Genomic DNA, 14,772 nt, shown 5'->3' on the forward strand with positions numbered 1-14,772 from the left:
GTCACGCGTGTGGACACAGCTTCACCTCTGGATCGTCTGATGGCCGGAACCGAATGTGGTCGCTACTGTGCGGGTCGAGGCGCAGAGCGCCCCGAATATTCATGGATTCGTTCGTACGGAGTGCTGCTGATGCCAGAAACGGTCACCGCCAGCGAACTCGACCTCGCCCTGGTGAACGCCCTCCAGCTGCGGCCCCGGGCGTCCTGGTCGGAGCTGTCGCCGCTGCTCGGCGTGACGGCGGGCACTCTGGCGCGGCGCTGGGAGCGGCTGAACCAGGCCGGGCTCGCCTGGGTGTACGCGGCGCCGGGCCGCGAGTTCTCCCGCCACTGCTGCACGGCCTTCGTGCTGGTGCGCGTCCGCCCCGGGCAGCGGGAGCGGCTCCTCGCGGAGCTGATCCTGCTCCCGGAGGCGGTGACGATCGAGGTGACCGCGCCCGGCACCGCGGATCTGCTGCTCGACGTGCTGGCCCCCGATCTGCCCTCGCTCAGCCGCTTCCTCACCCAGCGCCTCGACCGGCTGCCAGGCATCGAGTCGGTGAGCGCCCTGCTCGCCACCTCGCTGTACGTGGAGGGCAGTCGCTGGCGGCTGCGCTCGCTGGACCCCTCGCAGCTCACGGCGCTTGGCAGTCAGACGGCGGCGCAGGAGCCGCCGCTCGGGCTCGGGCTCGACCCGGTGGACCGTTCCCTGCTCGACGAGCTGGTACGTGACGGGCGGCTCGGCCTCGCCGAACTCGCCGAGCGGACCGGCACCAGCCCGGCCACGGTGCGCCGCAGGCTGCGCCGCCTCACGGACTCGGCGGTCCTGACGTTCCGTTGCGACATCGCCTCCGCGCTCGCCGGGCATCCCGTCCCGGTGTCCCTGCTCGGCCGGGTCCCCCCGCGGGACATCGGCACCGTCCACCGCACGCTGGCCGCACAGTCGGAGTGCCGCCTGGTCGCGGCCGTCACAGGGCCCGCGAACATCTTCGCCACTCTGTGGGTGCACGGCCCAGGTGACATCCAGCGCCGCGAGACCGCGCTGTGCGCCCGGCTGCCCACGCTCACCGTGACGGACCGCATCGTGGGCCTGCACACCGTCAAACGCATGGGGCATCTGCTCGACGAGGAGGGACGGCACGTCGGCGTCCAGCCCATCTCACCCTGGTAGGGGGGCTCCCTGGGGTGGTCGGACGAGCCGGGTGAGCGGTGCGCCCGCCAACTCCCTCACCTCACGTGCCAGATGCGCCTGGTCCGCGTACCCCGCCCTCGTCGCGGTCTCCGCGAGCGGGACCCCGGTGCGGGCCAGTGCGAGGGCGCGCTGCATCCGCAGGACTCGGGCCAGGGTCTTGGGGCCGTAGCCGAACGCGGCCAGCGAGCGTCGGTGCAGGCTGCGGGCGCTCAGCCCCGCGCGCTCGGCCGTCGCGGCAACCGTGCGGCCCGCGCCGAGCGACGCCACGATGTGCGCGAGGACGGGATCGGGGGGCGCGGCGCCATGTACTTGGGCGACGGCTTCGAGGGCGGCCGCCGGGTCCGGTGCCGCGTCGACGCGTTCCGTCAGGCGCCGTACCAGGCCGGACGGCCACAGGTCGGCGAGGTCCACGCGCCGGTCACGCAGTTCGTCGGCGGGGACGCCGAGGACGTCGGGCGCGGTGCCGGGGAAGAAGCGGATGCCCGCGAATCGGATGCCCCCGGCGTCGTCGGAGCGGTGACCACGTGTGTCGGGTCCCGCGACGAAGAGGCGGCCCTCCGTCCACAGCAGGTCCATGCAGCCGTCGGGCAGGACGTCGGGGACGGGGTCGGGTCCGTCGGCGCCGGGGGTCGTCGTGCTGGTCCACAGGACGGCACCCGGCACACCCTGCGACGCCCGCTCCTGGTAACCGTCCGCCACGCTTCCGAGGCTACGCGCGCGGCAGCGCTGACCGCTCAGTTGTGGTTCGGGTGCCCGTTCTTGTCGTGACCGTTCCTGCCCTGGCCATCGTCGTCACGGCCGCTGCCGTCATGGCCGTTCTTCTCGTGGCCGTGGCCGTGCTTGAACTTGGAGTGGTCGTGTTTGTCGTGGGCCTGGGGGTGGTCGCCGTTCTTGCGGACGTGGGTGCGCAGGCGGGACGACACGTCGTCCGGGGGCAGGAACTTCGACCAGCGTTCGGGGAACTCGGACGGCATGTCCGGGTCGTCCGTGTCCTCGTGGGTCGCGTGGGCGGTGGAGCGGGCGACGTACTCCGCGGCCTGTGCGGTGCGCCAGCGTTCGTTCGCGGCGCGGGCGGCCGACGTCGCGACGGACGGCCAGACCCGGTCGATCGCCGCGTTCACCGCCGCTCCGACGAGGACCGCGAACGCCGAGACGCCGATCCACAGGAGTACGGCGACGGGCGCGGCCAGGGACCCGTAGATGGTCGGGCCCTCGATGGTGCTGGTGATGTAGAGGCGGAGCAGGAAGCTGCCCGGGACCCACATCGCGAGGGCCACGAGGGCGCCGGGGACGTCCTCGATCCAGGGCGAACGCACGGGTACGGACACGTGGTAGAGCGTCGTCAGGAAGGCCACGGACAGCATGAGGACGACGGGCCAGTACAGGATCTGGACGACGGTCTCGGACCATGGGACGAGGGCGATCACGGCGTCCGGGCCCGCGATCATCAGCGGCAGCGCGATCGAGCCGACGACCAGCGCGATGAGGAACAGCAGGAAGGCCAGCAGCCGGGTCTTCACGATGCCGCGCACGCCGTCGAGCCCGTACATGACCGTCACCGTGTCGACGAACGTGGACACCGCGCGCGAGCCCGACCAGAGCGAGAACACGAAGCCGATGGAGATGACGTCCGGGCGGGCCCGCATCGCGTCGTCGAGGATCGGGCGGGCGATGTCCTTCACGCCCTGGTCGGTGAGGACGGTGCGGGACGCCTCGAGGATGTGGTCGCGGACGCCGGCGATCGTGTGGGCGCCGGTCCACGTGTCGACGTAGGCGAGCAGTCCGATGAGCGAGAGGAGCAAAGGGGGGACGGACATCAGAGTGAAGAACGCCGCCTCGGCCGCGAGCCCCAGGATGCGGTACTCCATGCACGAGTTGACGGTGTCCTTGAGCAGCAGCCAGGCGGTCTTGCGCTTCGACACGTTGCGATAGAGGGCGCGGGCCCGGTGGAGACGGCCCTTGCCCGGCCGGTCGGGTGTTTCATTTGCCTGGTGCACGTCCTTACCGTATCTGTCATGGCAGCCACCACCCACGCAGTGACCAACCAGGCTCCGCCCCTGGTCGGATATGACGTCTTTGCCACCGACAGGGCCCTCGTCGAGGGGGTCGAACGGCACCTGGACGAGGCTCTTCTCGGCGAGGTCCGCGAGGAGCTCGGCATCCTCGGCAGCGCCGCCGGTTCCGCGCAGGTGCAGGAGTGGGGGGTGCTCGCGAACGAGAACCCGCCGCGACTGCGCACCCACGACCGGTACGGGCACCGGATCGACGAGGTCGACTTCCATCCGTCGTGGCACCGGCTCATGGGGAAGGGCGTGGGGGCCGGGCTCACGGCGGCCTGGTCGCGGCCGGCGGGGCATCTGCGGCGGGCGGCGGCGTTCCTCGTGTGGAGCCAGGTCGAGGCCGGCCACACGTGCCCGCTGTCCATGACGCACGCGGCGGTGCCGGCGCTGCGGGCCGACCCGAAGCTCGCCGCCGAGTGGGAGCCCCGGCTGACGTCGACCGTCTACGACAAGGGGCTGCGGCCCGCCGCGCAGAAGGCCGGCGCCGTCTTCGGGATGGGCATGACGGAGAAGCAGGGCGGCAGCGACGTCCGCGCGAACACGACGCTTGCGGCGCCGCTCGCCGAGGACGGCACGTACCGGCTGACCGGGCACAAGTGGTTCTGCTCGGCACCGATGTCGGACGGGTTCCTCGTGCTCGCGCAGGCGCCCGACGGCCTGACGTGTTTCCTGCTGCCGCGCGTCCTGGAGGACGGTACGCGCAACACGTTCGCGATCCAGCGGCTCAAGGACAAGCTGGGCAACCGGTCGAACGCGTCGGCGGAGGTCGAGTTCGACGGGACGTGGGCGCGCCGGGTCGGGGACGAGGGGCGCGGGGTGCGCACCATCATCGAGATGGTCGCCGCGACGCGTCTCGACTGCGTGATCGGGTCGGCCGCGATCATGCGGCAGGCCGTCGCGCAGGCGGTCCACCACTGCACGTACCGCGAGGCGTTCGGCGGCCGCCTCGTCGACAAGCCGCTGATGCGCAATGTGCTGGCCGATCTGGCGCTCGAGTCGGAGGCGGCGACGACGCTGGCGCTGCGGCTCGCGGCGGCGCAGGACGCCGTACAGGACAGCGGGTCCGAGCAGGAGCGGGCGTTCCTGCGGATCGCGGTGCCGGCCGCCAAGTACTGGGTGACGAAGCGGTGTACGCCGCTGGCGGCCGAGGCGCTGGAGTGCCTGGGCGGGAACGGGTACGTGGAGGAGTCCGGGATGCCGCGGCTGCTGCGCGAGTCGCCGCTCAACTCGATCTGGGAGGGGTCGGGCAACGTACAGGCCCTGGACGTGCTGCGGGCGTTGCAGCGTGAGCCGATGGCGCTGAACGCGTTCCTCCAGGAGGTCGGGAAGGCGCGGGGCGCCGATCACCGGCTCGACGCGGCGATCAAGGACCTGCTGACCGAACTGGCGGATCTGGAGGGCGTCGAGGGGCGTGCGCGGCGGGTGGTGGAGCGGATCGCGCTCGTGCTCCAGGGTTCGCTCCTTGTGCGCCACGCGCCGCCGGAGGTCGCGGACGCGTTCTGCGCGTCGCGCCTGGGCGGAGACTGGGGCGCGGCCTTCGGGACGCTGCCGCACGGGCTCGACCTGCGGACGATCGTGGCGCGGGCGCGTCCTGTGGCCTGAGCGTCCGGGCCGGGTGCTCACAGGGTCCCGGATCACGCGGACGCGTTCTGCGCCTCGCGGCTCGGTGGGGACTGGGGCGCGGCCTTCGGGACGCTGCCGCACGGGCTCGACCTGCGGACGATCGTGGCGCGGGCGCGTCCCGTGGCCTGAGCGTCAGGGTGGGTGTTCCCGGATCACGGGGGTGATGCTGCGCCGACACGGCACCACCCCCGCTCTTCTTGCCCCCTTGAGGAGCGTGCGTGCCACCGGAGCGGCACGGAGTCAGCTTTGACCGCCGTACGGCTGTTCGCCAGAGTTGCAGAGGGTTGCAACCCGAGCGGTGCCCGTCGCCTGCTGCTTTTCGGCCCCGCCGGACCCCTCGGCGCGGCACGATGTGCGCATGTCCCCACGCACTGTTCTGTTACAGGAGGACCTGTGACGGAGAAGAACTCGACCGTCGATCTGCGGCGGCTGTCCACGATGGACTGCGCCCACGCAGCACGGCTCCTGAACGGGGTCCGCGCGGCGACCCTGTCGGGGCAGCGGCCCCAGCTGCTGCCGCGCCCGGTGATCGGCGAGTCCTGGGGCCGGATGCTCCGCAACGGCGTCGACCCGGACCGGGACGTGCGTTCGGGCCTGCTGAACCTCGAGGAGATCGAGGAGCGCCGGCAGGCGTCCCCGCTGCTCGACATCATGCCGGTGCTGCGCGAGGCGCTGGTCAGCGTCGCGGACGAGGCGCACCACATCATGGTCGTGTGCGACGCGGACGGACGCATCCTGTGGCGCGAGGGGAACGCGGCGGTGCTGCACCGGGCCGACCGGCTCGGCGCCGAGCTGGGCGCGGACTGGTCCGAGGAGGCGGTCGGGACGAACGGGGTGGGTACGCCGCTGGTGGCCCGGCGCCCGGTGCAGGTGTTCTCGGCGGAGCACTTCGTGTCGGCGCAGCACATGTGGACGTGCGCGGGCGCGCCGATCACGGACCCGCGTGACGGGCGGCTGCTCGGCGTGGTGGACGTGAGCGGTCCGCTGGAGACGATGCACCCGGCGACGCTCTCGCTCGTCGGAACGGTGGCGCAGCTCGCGGAGGCGCGCTTACGGGAGCGCCATGTGGCGGCTCTCGAACGGCTGCGGGCGGTCGCGGCACCACTCCTCGCGCGGATCGGCGGCCGAGCGGTCGCGGTGGACGTGAACGGCTGGACGGCGGCGGTGATCGGGATGCAGCCGGTGGACCGGATCGCGCTGCCCAAGTCGCTGTCGGAGCAGTCGGAGACCGCGGAGGGGCGGGCGTGGCTGCCGACGCTTGGGGCGGTCACCGTGTCGCCGCTGCCGGGCGGCTGGCTGCTGCGGCTCGACGGCCCGGACGGGGAGGCCGAATCGGCCGGCGACACCCGGGTCGTGATCGACGTGAGCAGACCCCGGCGCTGGTCGGTCGAAGTGACGGACGGCTCCCGGTCCTGGTCCCACGAGCTGAGCCCCCGCCACGCCGAACTCCTTTACCTGCTGGCCCTGCACCGAGGAGGCCGCAGCGCATCGGCCCTGGCGGAGGACATGTTCGGCGACCCGACGCGTACGGTCACGATCCGCGCGGAGATGTCCCGGGTACGGCGCTACCTCGGCTGCCTCCTGCTCCACCGCCCGTACCGCTTCCGCGAGGACGCGGAGGTGGAGGTGCTGCTGCCGGAGGTCGCGGCGGACCTGTTGCCGCATTCGGTTGCGCCGGGGGTGCTGCGGTCGCGGGTGCCCGCGCCCTGAACTCCCGTTGGGTCGGCCCCGCCGCGCGTACGGGTGTGGGCAGGCCCGCCCCCTCCGACAGGCCTGCCCACACCGGTCTGCTGGCCCCTACTCCCCCGCGCCGCCCGGCAGTTGGCCGCCGTCGAAGTAGGCGAGCAGCTCGGGCTCAAGGTCCGGGACGTCGTACGGGACACCGCCCTCGCGCAGCGAGCGGGTGGCGAGCGCGCCGGCGGCGACGCTCATCCGGGCCGCGACGGGCGACGTGTCGGTGACGCCGCCCTCGCGCGCGAAGCGGCAGAACTCGTCGATGATCCGCTCGTCGGCGCCGCCGTGCGAGCCGGTCGCCTCGGGCACCCGGTACACGACGTCGGCGTCCTTGCGGTAGCCGGTCGGGCCGGTGTTCCAGACCCGCACCTCGTCGCCGGGGCTGTCGCCGAAGTTCTCCAGGCGGCCCTCGGTCCCGATGACGGTGTAGTTGCGGAAGTAGTCGGGGCTGAAGTGGCACTGCTGGTAGGCGGCGATGACGCCGTTGTCCAGGCGCATGTTCATCACCGACACGTCCTCGACGTCCACGATGTGGTGCAGGTCGTGGCGTGCGGTCGGCGGCCAGTCGAACTCCTTGAGCCACCCGTCGGGGCGCGGGGTGCCCGGCTCGCGGCGCGGCAGGTCCCCGTAGACCATGAGGTCGCCGAGGGCGTTGACGCGCTTGGTGTAGCCGCCGGCCAGCCAGTGCACGACGTCGAGGTCGTGCGCGGCCTTCTGCAGGAGGAGGCCGGTGGTGCGGGTGCGGTCGGCGTGCCAGTCCTTGAAGTAGTAGTCGCCGCCGTACGAGACGAAGTGCCGTACCCATACGGTCTTCACCTCGCCGATGTCGCCGCGCGTGATGATGTCGCGCATCAGGCGTACGACGCCCATGTGGCGCATGTTGTGGCCGACGTAGAGGCGGGTGCCGGTGCGGTGGGCGGTGCGCAGGATGCTGTCGCACTGCTCGACGGAGATGCCGAGCGGCTTCTCGACGTACACCGGCTTGCCCGCTTCGAGGACGTCGCAGGCGATGGCTTCGTGGGTGTCGTCGGGGGTGGCGACGATGACGGCGTCGACGGACGGGTCGTCGAGGAGCCGCTTGTAGTCGTCGACGGCGACGGCGCCCTCGTACAGCTCCGGCACCTTGGCCCGGATCTCCGGGTCGAGATCGGCGACCGCCGCCACGACCGACCCCTTGCCGGGCCGGTGCGCGGCGGCCGCGAGATTCCGTCGCAGCCCGAGCCCGATGACTCCGATGCGCAGGTCTTCCACGTGGGTGTCCTGTTCTGCGTGCGAGACGCGTAGGGGTGCGGGAGGTCCCGCCGGACGGACGGGTGCTACTTGCTGTCCGCGATGGCCTGCTCGTACTCCTTGCGCATCGCGTCGCCGGCGTCGCTGCGCCACGTGGGCAGGAGGTCCTTCTTGAAGGACGAGAGGGGCTTGCGCCCCGCCACGATGTCCTTGATGCCGACGTACACGGCGTCGGAGGAGGACGCGCCCTTGCTGGCGTAGGTGTCCGAGAAGAAGCCCGTGGTCGGGTCGATCTTGCCGATCTTCATCAGCTCGACCTGGGCCTCGTGGATACCGCGGGTGACCTCGGGCTTGCCGGGGAGGTACAGGCTCTCCGGGGCGTTGCCGAAGAAGTTGATGGCCTGCCGGGTGGTGAGGACCTCGGCGTTGCCCTTCTTGTTGAGCAGCACGTCGCCGTCCTTGGAACGGGTGAAGTGCGTGCCCTCGAGGCCGTTGTCCAGGAACAGCCGCTCCTCGCTGCCCATGGGGGCGCTGAGGTAGTTCATGACCTGGAGCAGGGTCTCGATACGGTCCTTGCTCACGTTCTTGTTGATCGCGGTGAACCCGACGGAGCCGTAGCCGAAGCCCCAGGTCGGCGTCATGCCCTTCTCGGCGCCGAACGGGACGAGGACCTTCTCCGGCCAGTCGTACATGGCGCTGTCGTTGAGGAAGCCGGGGAAGGACTGGACGTGCAGTCCGAGGAACCCGCCCTCCATCTTCTCCAGCGTCGTCGGCAGGTTCGGGTCCGGCCAGAAGAGCTGCGCCTTCTGGCACTTGAGGGCGAACTCCAGGCCGGCGTGGAACTCGTCGGTCTCGAAGTAGTGGGTGAGCTTGCCGCCGTCCATGCGCCACTTGTTGGGCGCGCCGTGCCAGTACGCGAACTGCAGGATGTGGTTCACATACATGGGCTCCAGGACGTACTTCTTGCGCTTGACGTCGAGGAGTTCCTTGGCCTTGTCGAAGAAGTCCTGGGCGCTGTCGAACTGCAGGCCGCCGACGGGCTTCCAGAAGTCCTCGTTGCCGACGTAGACCTGGCCCATGCGGCCGTACGGGACGGCGAGGCCCCAGATCTTGCCGTTGATGACGGCCGTCTTCCAGGCGAACTCGGGGATGTTGGCGAGGTTCGGGTACTTCTTGACCGCGTCGCCCGAGAGGTACGGGGTGAGGTCGTGGAACTTCGCCTCCAGGAGCGCCGGGACGTTCTTGAGGCCCTGGTTCGGCGGGAACCACATGAGGTCGGGCAGCTCGCCGCCGGCGATGGTGGCGTTGAACTTCGCGCGGTAGACGTCGTCGGCGCCGAGGCCGTTGACGATCGTCATCTGCAGGTCGGAGCCGAGGCGCTTGTTGAGCTCCTGCCAGTACGCGTTCCGGTTCATGGCCGGGGCCGCGGTGGTGAAGGTCTCGGTCAGGGCGGTGACCGGCTTGCCGTCACCCGGCGTCTTGCCGACGCTGCGGGCCAGGTTCTTGGGGTAGCGCAGGTACGCCGGGTCGAGACCGGACGCGTTGCCCGGCAGGTCGGGCGCGGGAACGTTCGCCGGGACGTACGTCGGCAGCTTCAGCTTGGCCGACGCCTTGGCGCCGCCGCCCCCCGAGGCCGCGCCGGAACCGCAGGCGGTCAGGGAGCCCGCACCGGCGACGGTGAGGCCGGCGACGGTCGCGGCACCGAGGAACCCGCGGCGGTTGAGGTCTGGGGTCGACATGGCTCTCCTAAGGGGCGAGGAGCGGTTGAGGGTGGTGACTGCTCGGTGGGGGGTGACGCGGGGGGAGCGGCTCAGGCCTTGACGGCGCCGGTGAGGACGCCCTTGACGAAGTACTTCTGGAGGAAGGGGTAGACCGCGACGATCGGCAGGACCGCGAGGATGAGCACGGCCATCGACAGGGCGGTGCTGGCGGGCAGCACGCTCACGCCGAGCGCCTTCGCGTTGAAGGTGTCGCCCTGGAGGACGTAGCTGCGCAGGACCACCTGGAGGGGCAGCTTGTCGGGGTCGTTGATGTAGAGCATCGCGTTGAAGAAGCTGTTCCAGTACGTCACCGCGTAGAACATGCCGACCACGGCGACGACTGCCTTCGACAGGGGCAGCACGATCCGGCACAGGATGGTGATCTCGCCGGCGCCGTCGAGGCGGGCGGCCTCGTGCAGCTCGTCGGGGATGCCCTGGAAGAAGGCACGCACGACGATGATGTTGAACGCGTTGAGCAGGATCGGCGCGATCATCGCCCCGTAGGTGTCGAGCAGGCCCAGCTCCTGCACCACCAGGTAGTTGGGGATGATGCCCGGGGTGAACAGGAACGTGCCCACGACGATCAGGAGCAGCGGCTTGCCCGCGAAGGTGCGCGGCCGGGACAGGCCGTAGGCGAGCGCGATCGTGCAGAGCAGGCTGAGCGCGGTGCCGACGACCGTGACGCCGACGCTCACGAGGGTGGCGCGGGTGATGACGCCGCCGGACAGGACGACCCGGTACGCCTCCAGGGTGGGGTGGTCCGGGAAGAGGACGTAGCCGCCGTTCGCCGCGAGTTCGGCCTTGGAGGACAGGCTGGTGCCGACGGCGAGCAGGAACGGGTAGCCGACCGCCACGACCATCGCGATCATGACGACGAACTTCAGCGTCTGCGCCGCCGGGTTGGGCTGTTCCATCCAGGCCGGCCGCTCGGCGGAGCCGCGGCGTCTGGTGCTGCCGGCCCGGCCACGGCTCTCGCGGCGCAGGGTGGTGGACGTCGGTACGGGCGCGGCGCTCACTGGTAGACCCCCTGCTCGCCGAGGCGGTGCGCGAACTTGTTGGCGGCGACGATCAGGGCGAAGCCGATGACGCCCTTCATCAGGCCGGCGGCGGTGGACATGCCCCAGTCGCCGTCGACGACACCGTGGAAGTAGACGTAGGTGTCGAGGACTTCGGAGGCGTCGCGGCCGACGTTGTCGCGCTGGAGCAGGATCTGCTCGAAGCCGACGGAGAGGATGTCGCCGAGGCGAAGGATCAGCATCATGACCATGACGGGCCGGATACCGGGCAGCGTGATGTGCCACATGCGGCGCAGCCAGCCCGCGCCGTCCATCGCCGCCGACTCGTAGAGCGAGGTGTCGATGGAGGCCATCGCGGCGAGGAAGATGATCGCGCCCCAGCCGGCGTCCTTCCAGACGTTCTGGGAGGTGACGAGGTACATGAACGTGTCGGGGTTGTTCATGATGTTGCCGACGTGCAGACCGTGTTCGTTCAGGTAGCTGGAGACCGTGCCCGCGCCGCCGAAGATCTGCTGGAACATGCCGACGACCACGACCCAGGACAGGAAGTGCGGCAGGTAGACCACGGTCTGCATGAGGCGCCGGGTCTTGTTGCTGATCAGCGAGTTGAGGAAGAGCGCGAGGGCGATCGGCGCGGGGAAGTAGAGGACGATCTGGACGGCGCTGATCTCCAGCGTGTTCCAGACGCTCGTCCAGAACTCCGGCTGCCCCAGCAGGGCCGTGAAGTTGTCCCAGCCGACCAACGGGCTTCCCTTGAAGCCGAGATAGGGCTGGTAGTCCTGGAAGGCGATGCTGTTGCCCGCGAGCGGCAGGTAGAAGAAGACCGCGAAGTAGAGGATGCCGGGCACGCACAGCAGGAGCAGTGTGCGGTCCTTGCGCAGGCGCTCGCGCAGGGGGCGCTTGCCGGCGGGCTTCCGCCCTTTCCTCCCCGGTTTCCCCTGTGTTCCCTGCGTTCCCTGTGTGCCGGACGCCTTCTTCCTGCCCGTTGTCCCGGGGTCCTCGTGCTGTTGGTCGGGCGGGTTGTGCGATGTGGGCATGGGCGATGCGGACGCGGCGGCCGACACATTCACCTCCTGCGTCGAGTGGCGAGCGGGGGTTGTTTCACCGGTGACCTCGCGGGGACTTGCCCGGCGGCGAGGTACCGGAATCTTGCGTCAGCGCCCAGATCGATGACAAGACTTGATCGGTAACTATTTAGTTCTTGCAGCTTCGCGCATGAAACGCGCACGTTACGGACACAGCTGCCTTGTCCGTCACGTCGGGAGCCGCACGTGAAACGCCCCTGCCCCCAGGGGTCTCCCGGGGGTAGGGGCGAGGGTGGGTGCCGGGTGTCAGCGGGTCGCTGAACTGCCGTTCCACGCGCCGATGTTGGGGTCCGTGCCCGGGGTGACCGGGTTGCCGGCGAAGTCGCGGGTGCCCGTGTCGGCCAGGGGCGCGCCGGTGCCGATCGCGGGCGAACCCGCGCGCAGGGTGTAGGCCGCTCCGGCGTCGGTGTAGCCAGTGGCCGTGCCCGGGGCCGCGAGGAGCGGGTCGGCCGTCGTGCCGCCGGGGTTGGCCGGTACGGAGCCGACGCCGTAGAGCGCGTTGTGGGACGCGGTCACTCCGCCTGAGCGGAGCGTGAAGGCGGCGGTGCCCGTGCCCTCCTTCACGACGATGTTGTTGTCGAAGCCGATCTCGTGCCGGTTGGTCGTGTTCTCGTTGACGACGGTCTGGCTGACGCCGTCACCGACGTAGATCGTGTTGTTCAGGAAGCGGACGCCGGAGAACGTGCCGCGGCAGGTCTCGATGCCGCGGAAGTGGTCGTTCTGGCTGATGTTGTAGCGGATCACCGCGTCGCCGAGGCTGCCGTCGGCGGTGCAGACGAGGAAGAAGCCGCCCGCGTTGTCGTGGCTGTAGTTGTACTGGAAGACGGTGCCGAAGGAGCCCTCGTCCACGTCGTACGCCATGCCGTCGCGGGTCGTCTCGCCGCCGGAGGTCTCGTTGTACTGGAAGACGGTGTCGTCCGCGTCCCACGGCCACATGCCCGCGTTGTAACCGGCGGAGCGGCGCTGGAACCCGTCCAGCTTGTTGTGCTCGACGAGGGCGCCCTTCGTGGCGGTCATGACGATGCCGTCGCCGCCGAGGTCGCTGAGCTTGTTGCCGCGTACGACGACGCCCGTGGACGGGACCCAGTGCGGGCCGTTCGGGTCGTAGCCGCTGATCGCGGGCCGCTGGTTCCAGCTGGACGCGAAGAAGATGCCCTCGCGGTCGATGGTCTTGAGGGTGTTGTTCTCGACGACCACGTCCTCGTAGTGGGTCTCCTTCGCCGAGCCGGTGACGGAGAAGAGGATGCCCGCGGAGCCGTTGTTGTCCTTGGTGTCGTCACCGCGGATGTCGTGGATGTCGAGGCCGCTGAGGCGGTAGTGCGTGCCGGTGCCGTAGTCGTCGAGGACGACGCGCACGCCGCGGCGCTTGGTGCCCGGGTTCGCCGCGTTGGTGATCTCAAGATCTGAGACCTCTATCCACTGGGTGTTGCGCAGGAGCACGGTGTCGGTGGCGCCCGCGCCGTCGATCACCGGCTTCGCCCCGGTGCCGTACGTGGCGATGCGAACGGGGCTGCCCGGGGCGCCGGCGCCGTCCGGGGCGAGCGTGCCGGTGCAGTGGGTGCCGCGCTTGAGGAGCACCTGGTCACCGGGGCCGAGATGCTGCGCATTGACGGCGGCGAGGGACCGCCACGGCAGCTTGACCGTGCCCTTCTCGGGGCCGGACTTCGCCTCGCAGTCGACGTAGTGGGCGCGGGACTTGAGCGGGGCGGCCGCGGCGGCGGGGGCGGACGCGAGGGCCGTGACGGCGGCCGTGGCCGCGGCGCAGAGGACGGCGAGCGCCGTGCTTGCGCTGCGTCTCATGACTACCTCCGTAAGTGGTGGCGGGTGCCGGTGGAGAGCGAACCCGGCGGGTGGCACAGAGCGTGCCGCCCCGCCGCGCCCTACTCCATGGACTGAGGACCCGGATCCATGGACTTACGGAGGGACCGCCGACTTTCGGAGGCGTACCGGCTCACGGAGGGACTGCCGGCTCACGGAAGAGGTGCGCTCACACGCCCGGGATCCCCCTCGCCTGGAACGCCTCGCGCACCGCGTCCGCCGCCTTCGTCCCGTACATCTTCTGCGCCGTCGCGACCGTCGTGAGGGCCGCGTCCTTGAAACTCGTGTCGGGGGCGAAGCCGAACTGGGCGTTCACGATGATGCGGTCGGCCGTGCGGGCGCCGAGCGTGTTGCGGATGTCGAAGAGCGCCCGGGACCAGATCTCGCCGTCCGCGTGCACCTCGCCGACCTTGTCCGCGTACGTCTTGCCGGTGTCGACGCGGCGCAGGCAGTGCGGGGTCGTGTTCGTGTACGCGACCGAGTCCCAGTCGGCGACGCAGGCGAGGTCGGTCTTGCGCGGCCAGCCGTACTTGGCGTCGGCGGCCGAGCCGACCTCGACGCCGAGATAGTCGCCGAAGGCCTCGCCGATCGCGCCCGCCTCCTCGGAGGTGCCGAAGCCGGGCACCTGCGCGTTGTGGACGGCGTGTCCGTACTCATGGACGATCACTTCCGCGTCCTCGGCGTCGTCGACACCGCCCTTGCCGTAGCGGATCTCGGCCTTCTTGTCGGTGAAGAAGGAGTTGTCGGCTCCCCACTGGTCGATGCGCACCGGCTGCGCCCGGTCGTTGGCGCCGGGCAGTTCGCTGCCGAAGCCGAGGCCTTGCAGGTACTCCTGCGCCTCGTTGATCCAGAAGTACGCCATGACCTGCTCGAACTGGTCGTCATGACGGTCGTACGACGCCGCGTCAGCGACCTTGGCGGCGCCGCCGGTGTTCGATCTCACGGTGGCCCACTTGCCGGAGAGACCACCGCTTCCGTCGAGATTGCGCAGGCTCGCGAGGGCGTACGCGGAGGTGGGCACCGCGGCCGCGGAGTCCTTGGCGTCGGTGAGGGTCTGGTCGCCGGACGACTGGACGGGGTTGACCATGAAGACCCGGGCCTGCGGGTCGGCGGCCTGCGCGCCGGTCCCGGCGGATGCCGGTGCGGCGAGGGTCGCGAGGGCCACGGTGGCGATGGCCGTGGCGAGGAGACCGCGGGGTGTGCGGCGAGCTGTCCTGCGGGGCATGAACGTCCTCCGGGTGCGTCGTACGCGGTGGGGGTGGCGTCGTGCGGCCGGATC

General features: G+C 70.6%; 11 protein-coding genes. 3 read left to right on the forward strand and 8 right to left on the reverse strand.

Annotated elements, in window-relative coordinates; all coding sequences use genetic code 11:
• Positions 1-129: 129 nt before the first annotated feature.
• Positions 130-1,146 carry an Lrp/AsnC family transcriptional regulator gene (locus tag ABZ893_RS04860; RefSeq protein ID WP_361396814.1) on the forward strand — a complete coding sequence of 339 codons (1,017 nt, stop codon included), beginning with the start codon at positions 130-132 and terminating at the stop codon, positions 1,144-1,146.
• Here ABZ893_RS04860 and ABZ893_RS04865 read toward each other — a convergent pair.
• Together ABZ893_RS04865 and ABZ893_RS04870 are read right to left on the reverse strand one after the other, a co-directional pair.
• Positions 1,135-1,866: a helix-turn-helix transcriptional regulator gene (locus ABZ893_RS04865; protein ID WP_361396817.1), complete on the reverse strand. Its 732-nt coding sequence runs from the start codon at positions 1,864-1,866 to the stop codon at positions 1,135-1,137. The genes ABZ893_RS04860 and ABZ893_RS04865 overlap by 12 nt on opposite strands.
• 35 nt (positions 1,867-1,901) lie before the next feature.
• Positions 1,902-3,164: a YihY/virulence factor BrkB family protein gene (locus ABZ893_RS04870; RefSeq protein ID WP_361396820.1), complete on the reverse strand. Its 1,263-nt coding sequence runs from the start codon at positions 3,162-3,164 to the stop codon at positions 1,902-1,904.
• An 18-nt stretch (positions 3,165-3,182) separates the two neighbouring features.
• On the opposite strand from ABZ893_RS04870, the gene ABZ893_RS04875 reads away from it, so the two are divergent.
• Both ABZ893_RS04875 and ABZ893_RS04880 read left to right on the forward strand, forming a co-directional pair.
• Positions 3,183-4,829: an acyl-CoA dehydrogenase family protein gene (locus tag ABZ893_RS04875; RefSeq protein ID WP_361396822.1), complete on the forward strand. Its 1,647-nt coding sequence runs from the start codon at positions 3,183-3,185 to the stop codon at positions 4,827-4,829.
• A 459-nt stretch (positions 4,830-5,288) separates the two neighbouring features.
• A complete protein-coding gene (locus ABZ893_RS04880; protein WP_361397695.1) occupies positions 5,289-6,560 on the forward strand; it encodes a GAF domain-containing protein in 1,272 nt (423 codons plus the stop codon).
• Between the two features lie 87 nt (positions 6,561-6,647).
• On the opposite strand, the gene ABZ893_RS04885 is transcribed toward ABZ893_RS04880, so the two are convergent.
• From ABZ893_RS04885 to ABZ893_RS04910, 6 genes are all read right to left on the reverse strand, one after another.
• Positions 6,648-7,835: a Gfo/Idh/MocA family oxidoreductase gene (locus tag ABZ893_RS04885; RefSeq protein WP_361396824.1), complete on the reverse strand. Its 1,188-nt coding sequence runs from the start codon at positions 7,833-7,835 to the stop codon at positions 6,648-6,650.
• Between the two features lie 65 nt (positions 7,836-7,900).
• Positions 7,901-9,553 carry a hypothetical protein gene (locus tag ABZ893_RS04890; RefSeq protein ID WP_361396827.1) on the reverse strand — a complete coding sequence of 551 codons (1,653 nt, stop codon included), beginning with the start codon at positions 9,551-9,553 and terminating at the stop codon, positions 7,901-7,903.
• A 71-nt stretch (positions 9,554-9,624) separates the two neighbouring features.
• On the reverse strand, positions 9,625-10,488 hold the full coding sequence (locus ABZ893_RS04895; protein ID WP_361397698.1) for a carbohydrate ABC transporter permease: 864 nt from the start codon (positions 10,486-10,488) through the stop codon (positions 9,625-9,627).
• Between the two features lie 98 nt (positions 10,489-10,586).
• Positions 10,587-11,627: an ABC transporter permease subunit gene (locus ABZ893_RS04900; protein WP_361396830.1), complete on the reverse strand. Its 1,041-nt coding sequence runs from the start codon at positions 11,625-11,627 to the stop codon at positions 10,587-10,589.
• 294 nt (positions 11,628-11,921) lie between these two features.
• A complete protein-coding gene (locus ABZ893_RS04905; protein ID WP_361396833.1) occupies positions 11,922-13,475 on the reverse strand; it encodes a hypothetical protein in 1,554 nt (517 codons plus the stop codon).
• Between the two features lie 187 nt (positions 13,476-13,662).
• Entirely contained in the window at positions 13,663-14,718 is a 1,056-nt protein-coding gene (locus ABZ893_RS04910) for a M4 family metallopeptidase (RefSeq protein WP_361396836.1), read from the reverse strand.
• Positions 14,719-14,772: the final 54 nt, after the last annotated feature.

Origin of the sequence: Streptomyces sp. NPDC046821 (assembly GCF_040645335.1) — a bacterium.
Lineage (GTDB): Bacteria > Actinomycetota > Actinomycetes > Streptomycetales > Streptomycetaceae > Streptomyces.

Bases quoted from the DNA above. Each gene is read 5' to 3' on its own strand.
- ABZ893_RS04860 (WP_361396814.1), top strand. From the start codon at position 130: ATGCCAGAAACGGTCACCGCCAGCGAACTCGACCTCGCCCTGGTGAAC.
- ABZ893_RS04875 (WP_361396822.1), top strand. From the start codon at position 3,183: ATGGCAGCCACCACCCACGCAGTGACCAACCAGGCTCCGCCCCTGGTC.
- ABZ893_RS04880 (WP_361397695.1), top strand. From the start codon at position 5,289: ATGGACTGCGCCCACGCAGCACGGCTCCTGAACGGGGTCCGCGCGGCG.
- ABZ893_RS04890 (WP_361396827.1), bottom strand. From the start codon at position 9,553: ATGTCGACCCCAGACCTCAACCGCCGCGGGTTCCTCGGTGCCGCGACC.
- ABZ893_RS04895 (WP_361397698.1), bottom strand. From the start codon at position 10,488: ATGGAACAGCCCAACCCGGCGGCGCAGACGCTGAAGTTCGTCGTCATG.
- ABZ893_RS04900 (WP_361396830.1), bottom strand. From the start codon at position 11,627: ATGCCCACATCGCACAACCCGCCCGACCAACAGCACGAGGACCCCGGG.
- ABZ893_RS04905 (WP_361396833.1), bottom strand. From the start codon at position 13,475: ATGAGACGCAGCGCAAGCACGGCGCTCGCCGTCCTCTGCGCCGCGGCC.
- ABZ893_RS04910 (WP_361396836.1), bottom strand. From the start codon at position 14,718: ATGCCCCGCAGGACAGCTCGCCGCACACCCCGCGGTCTCCTCGCCACG.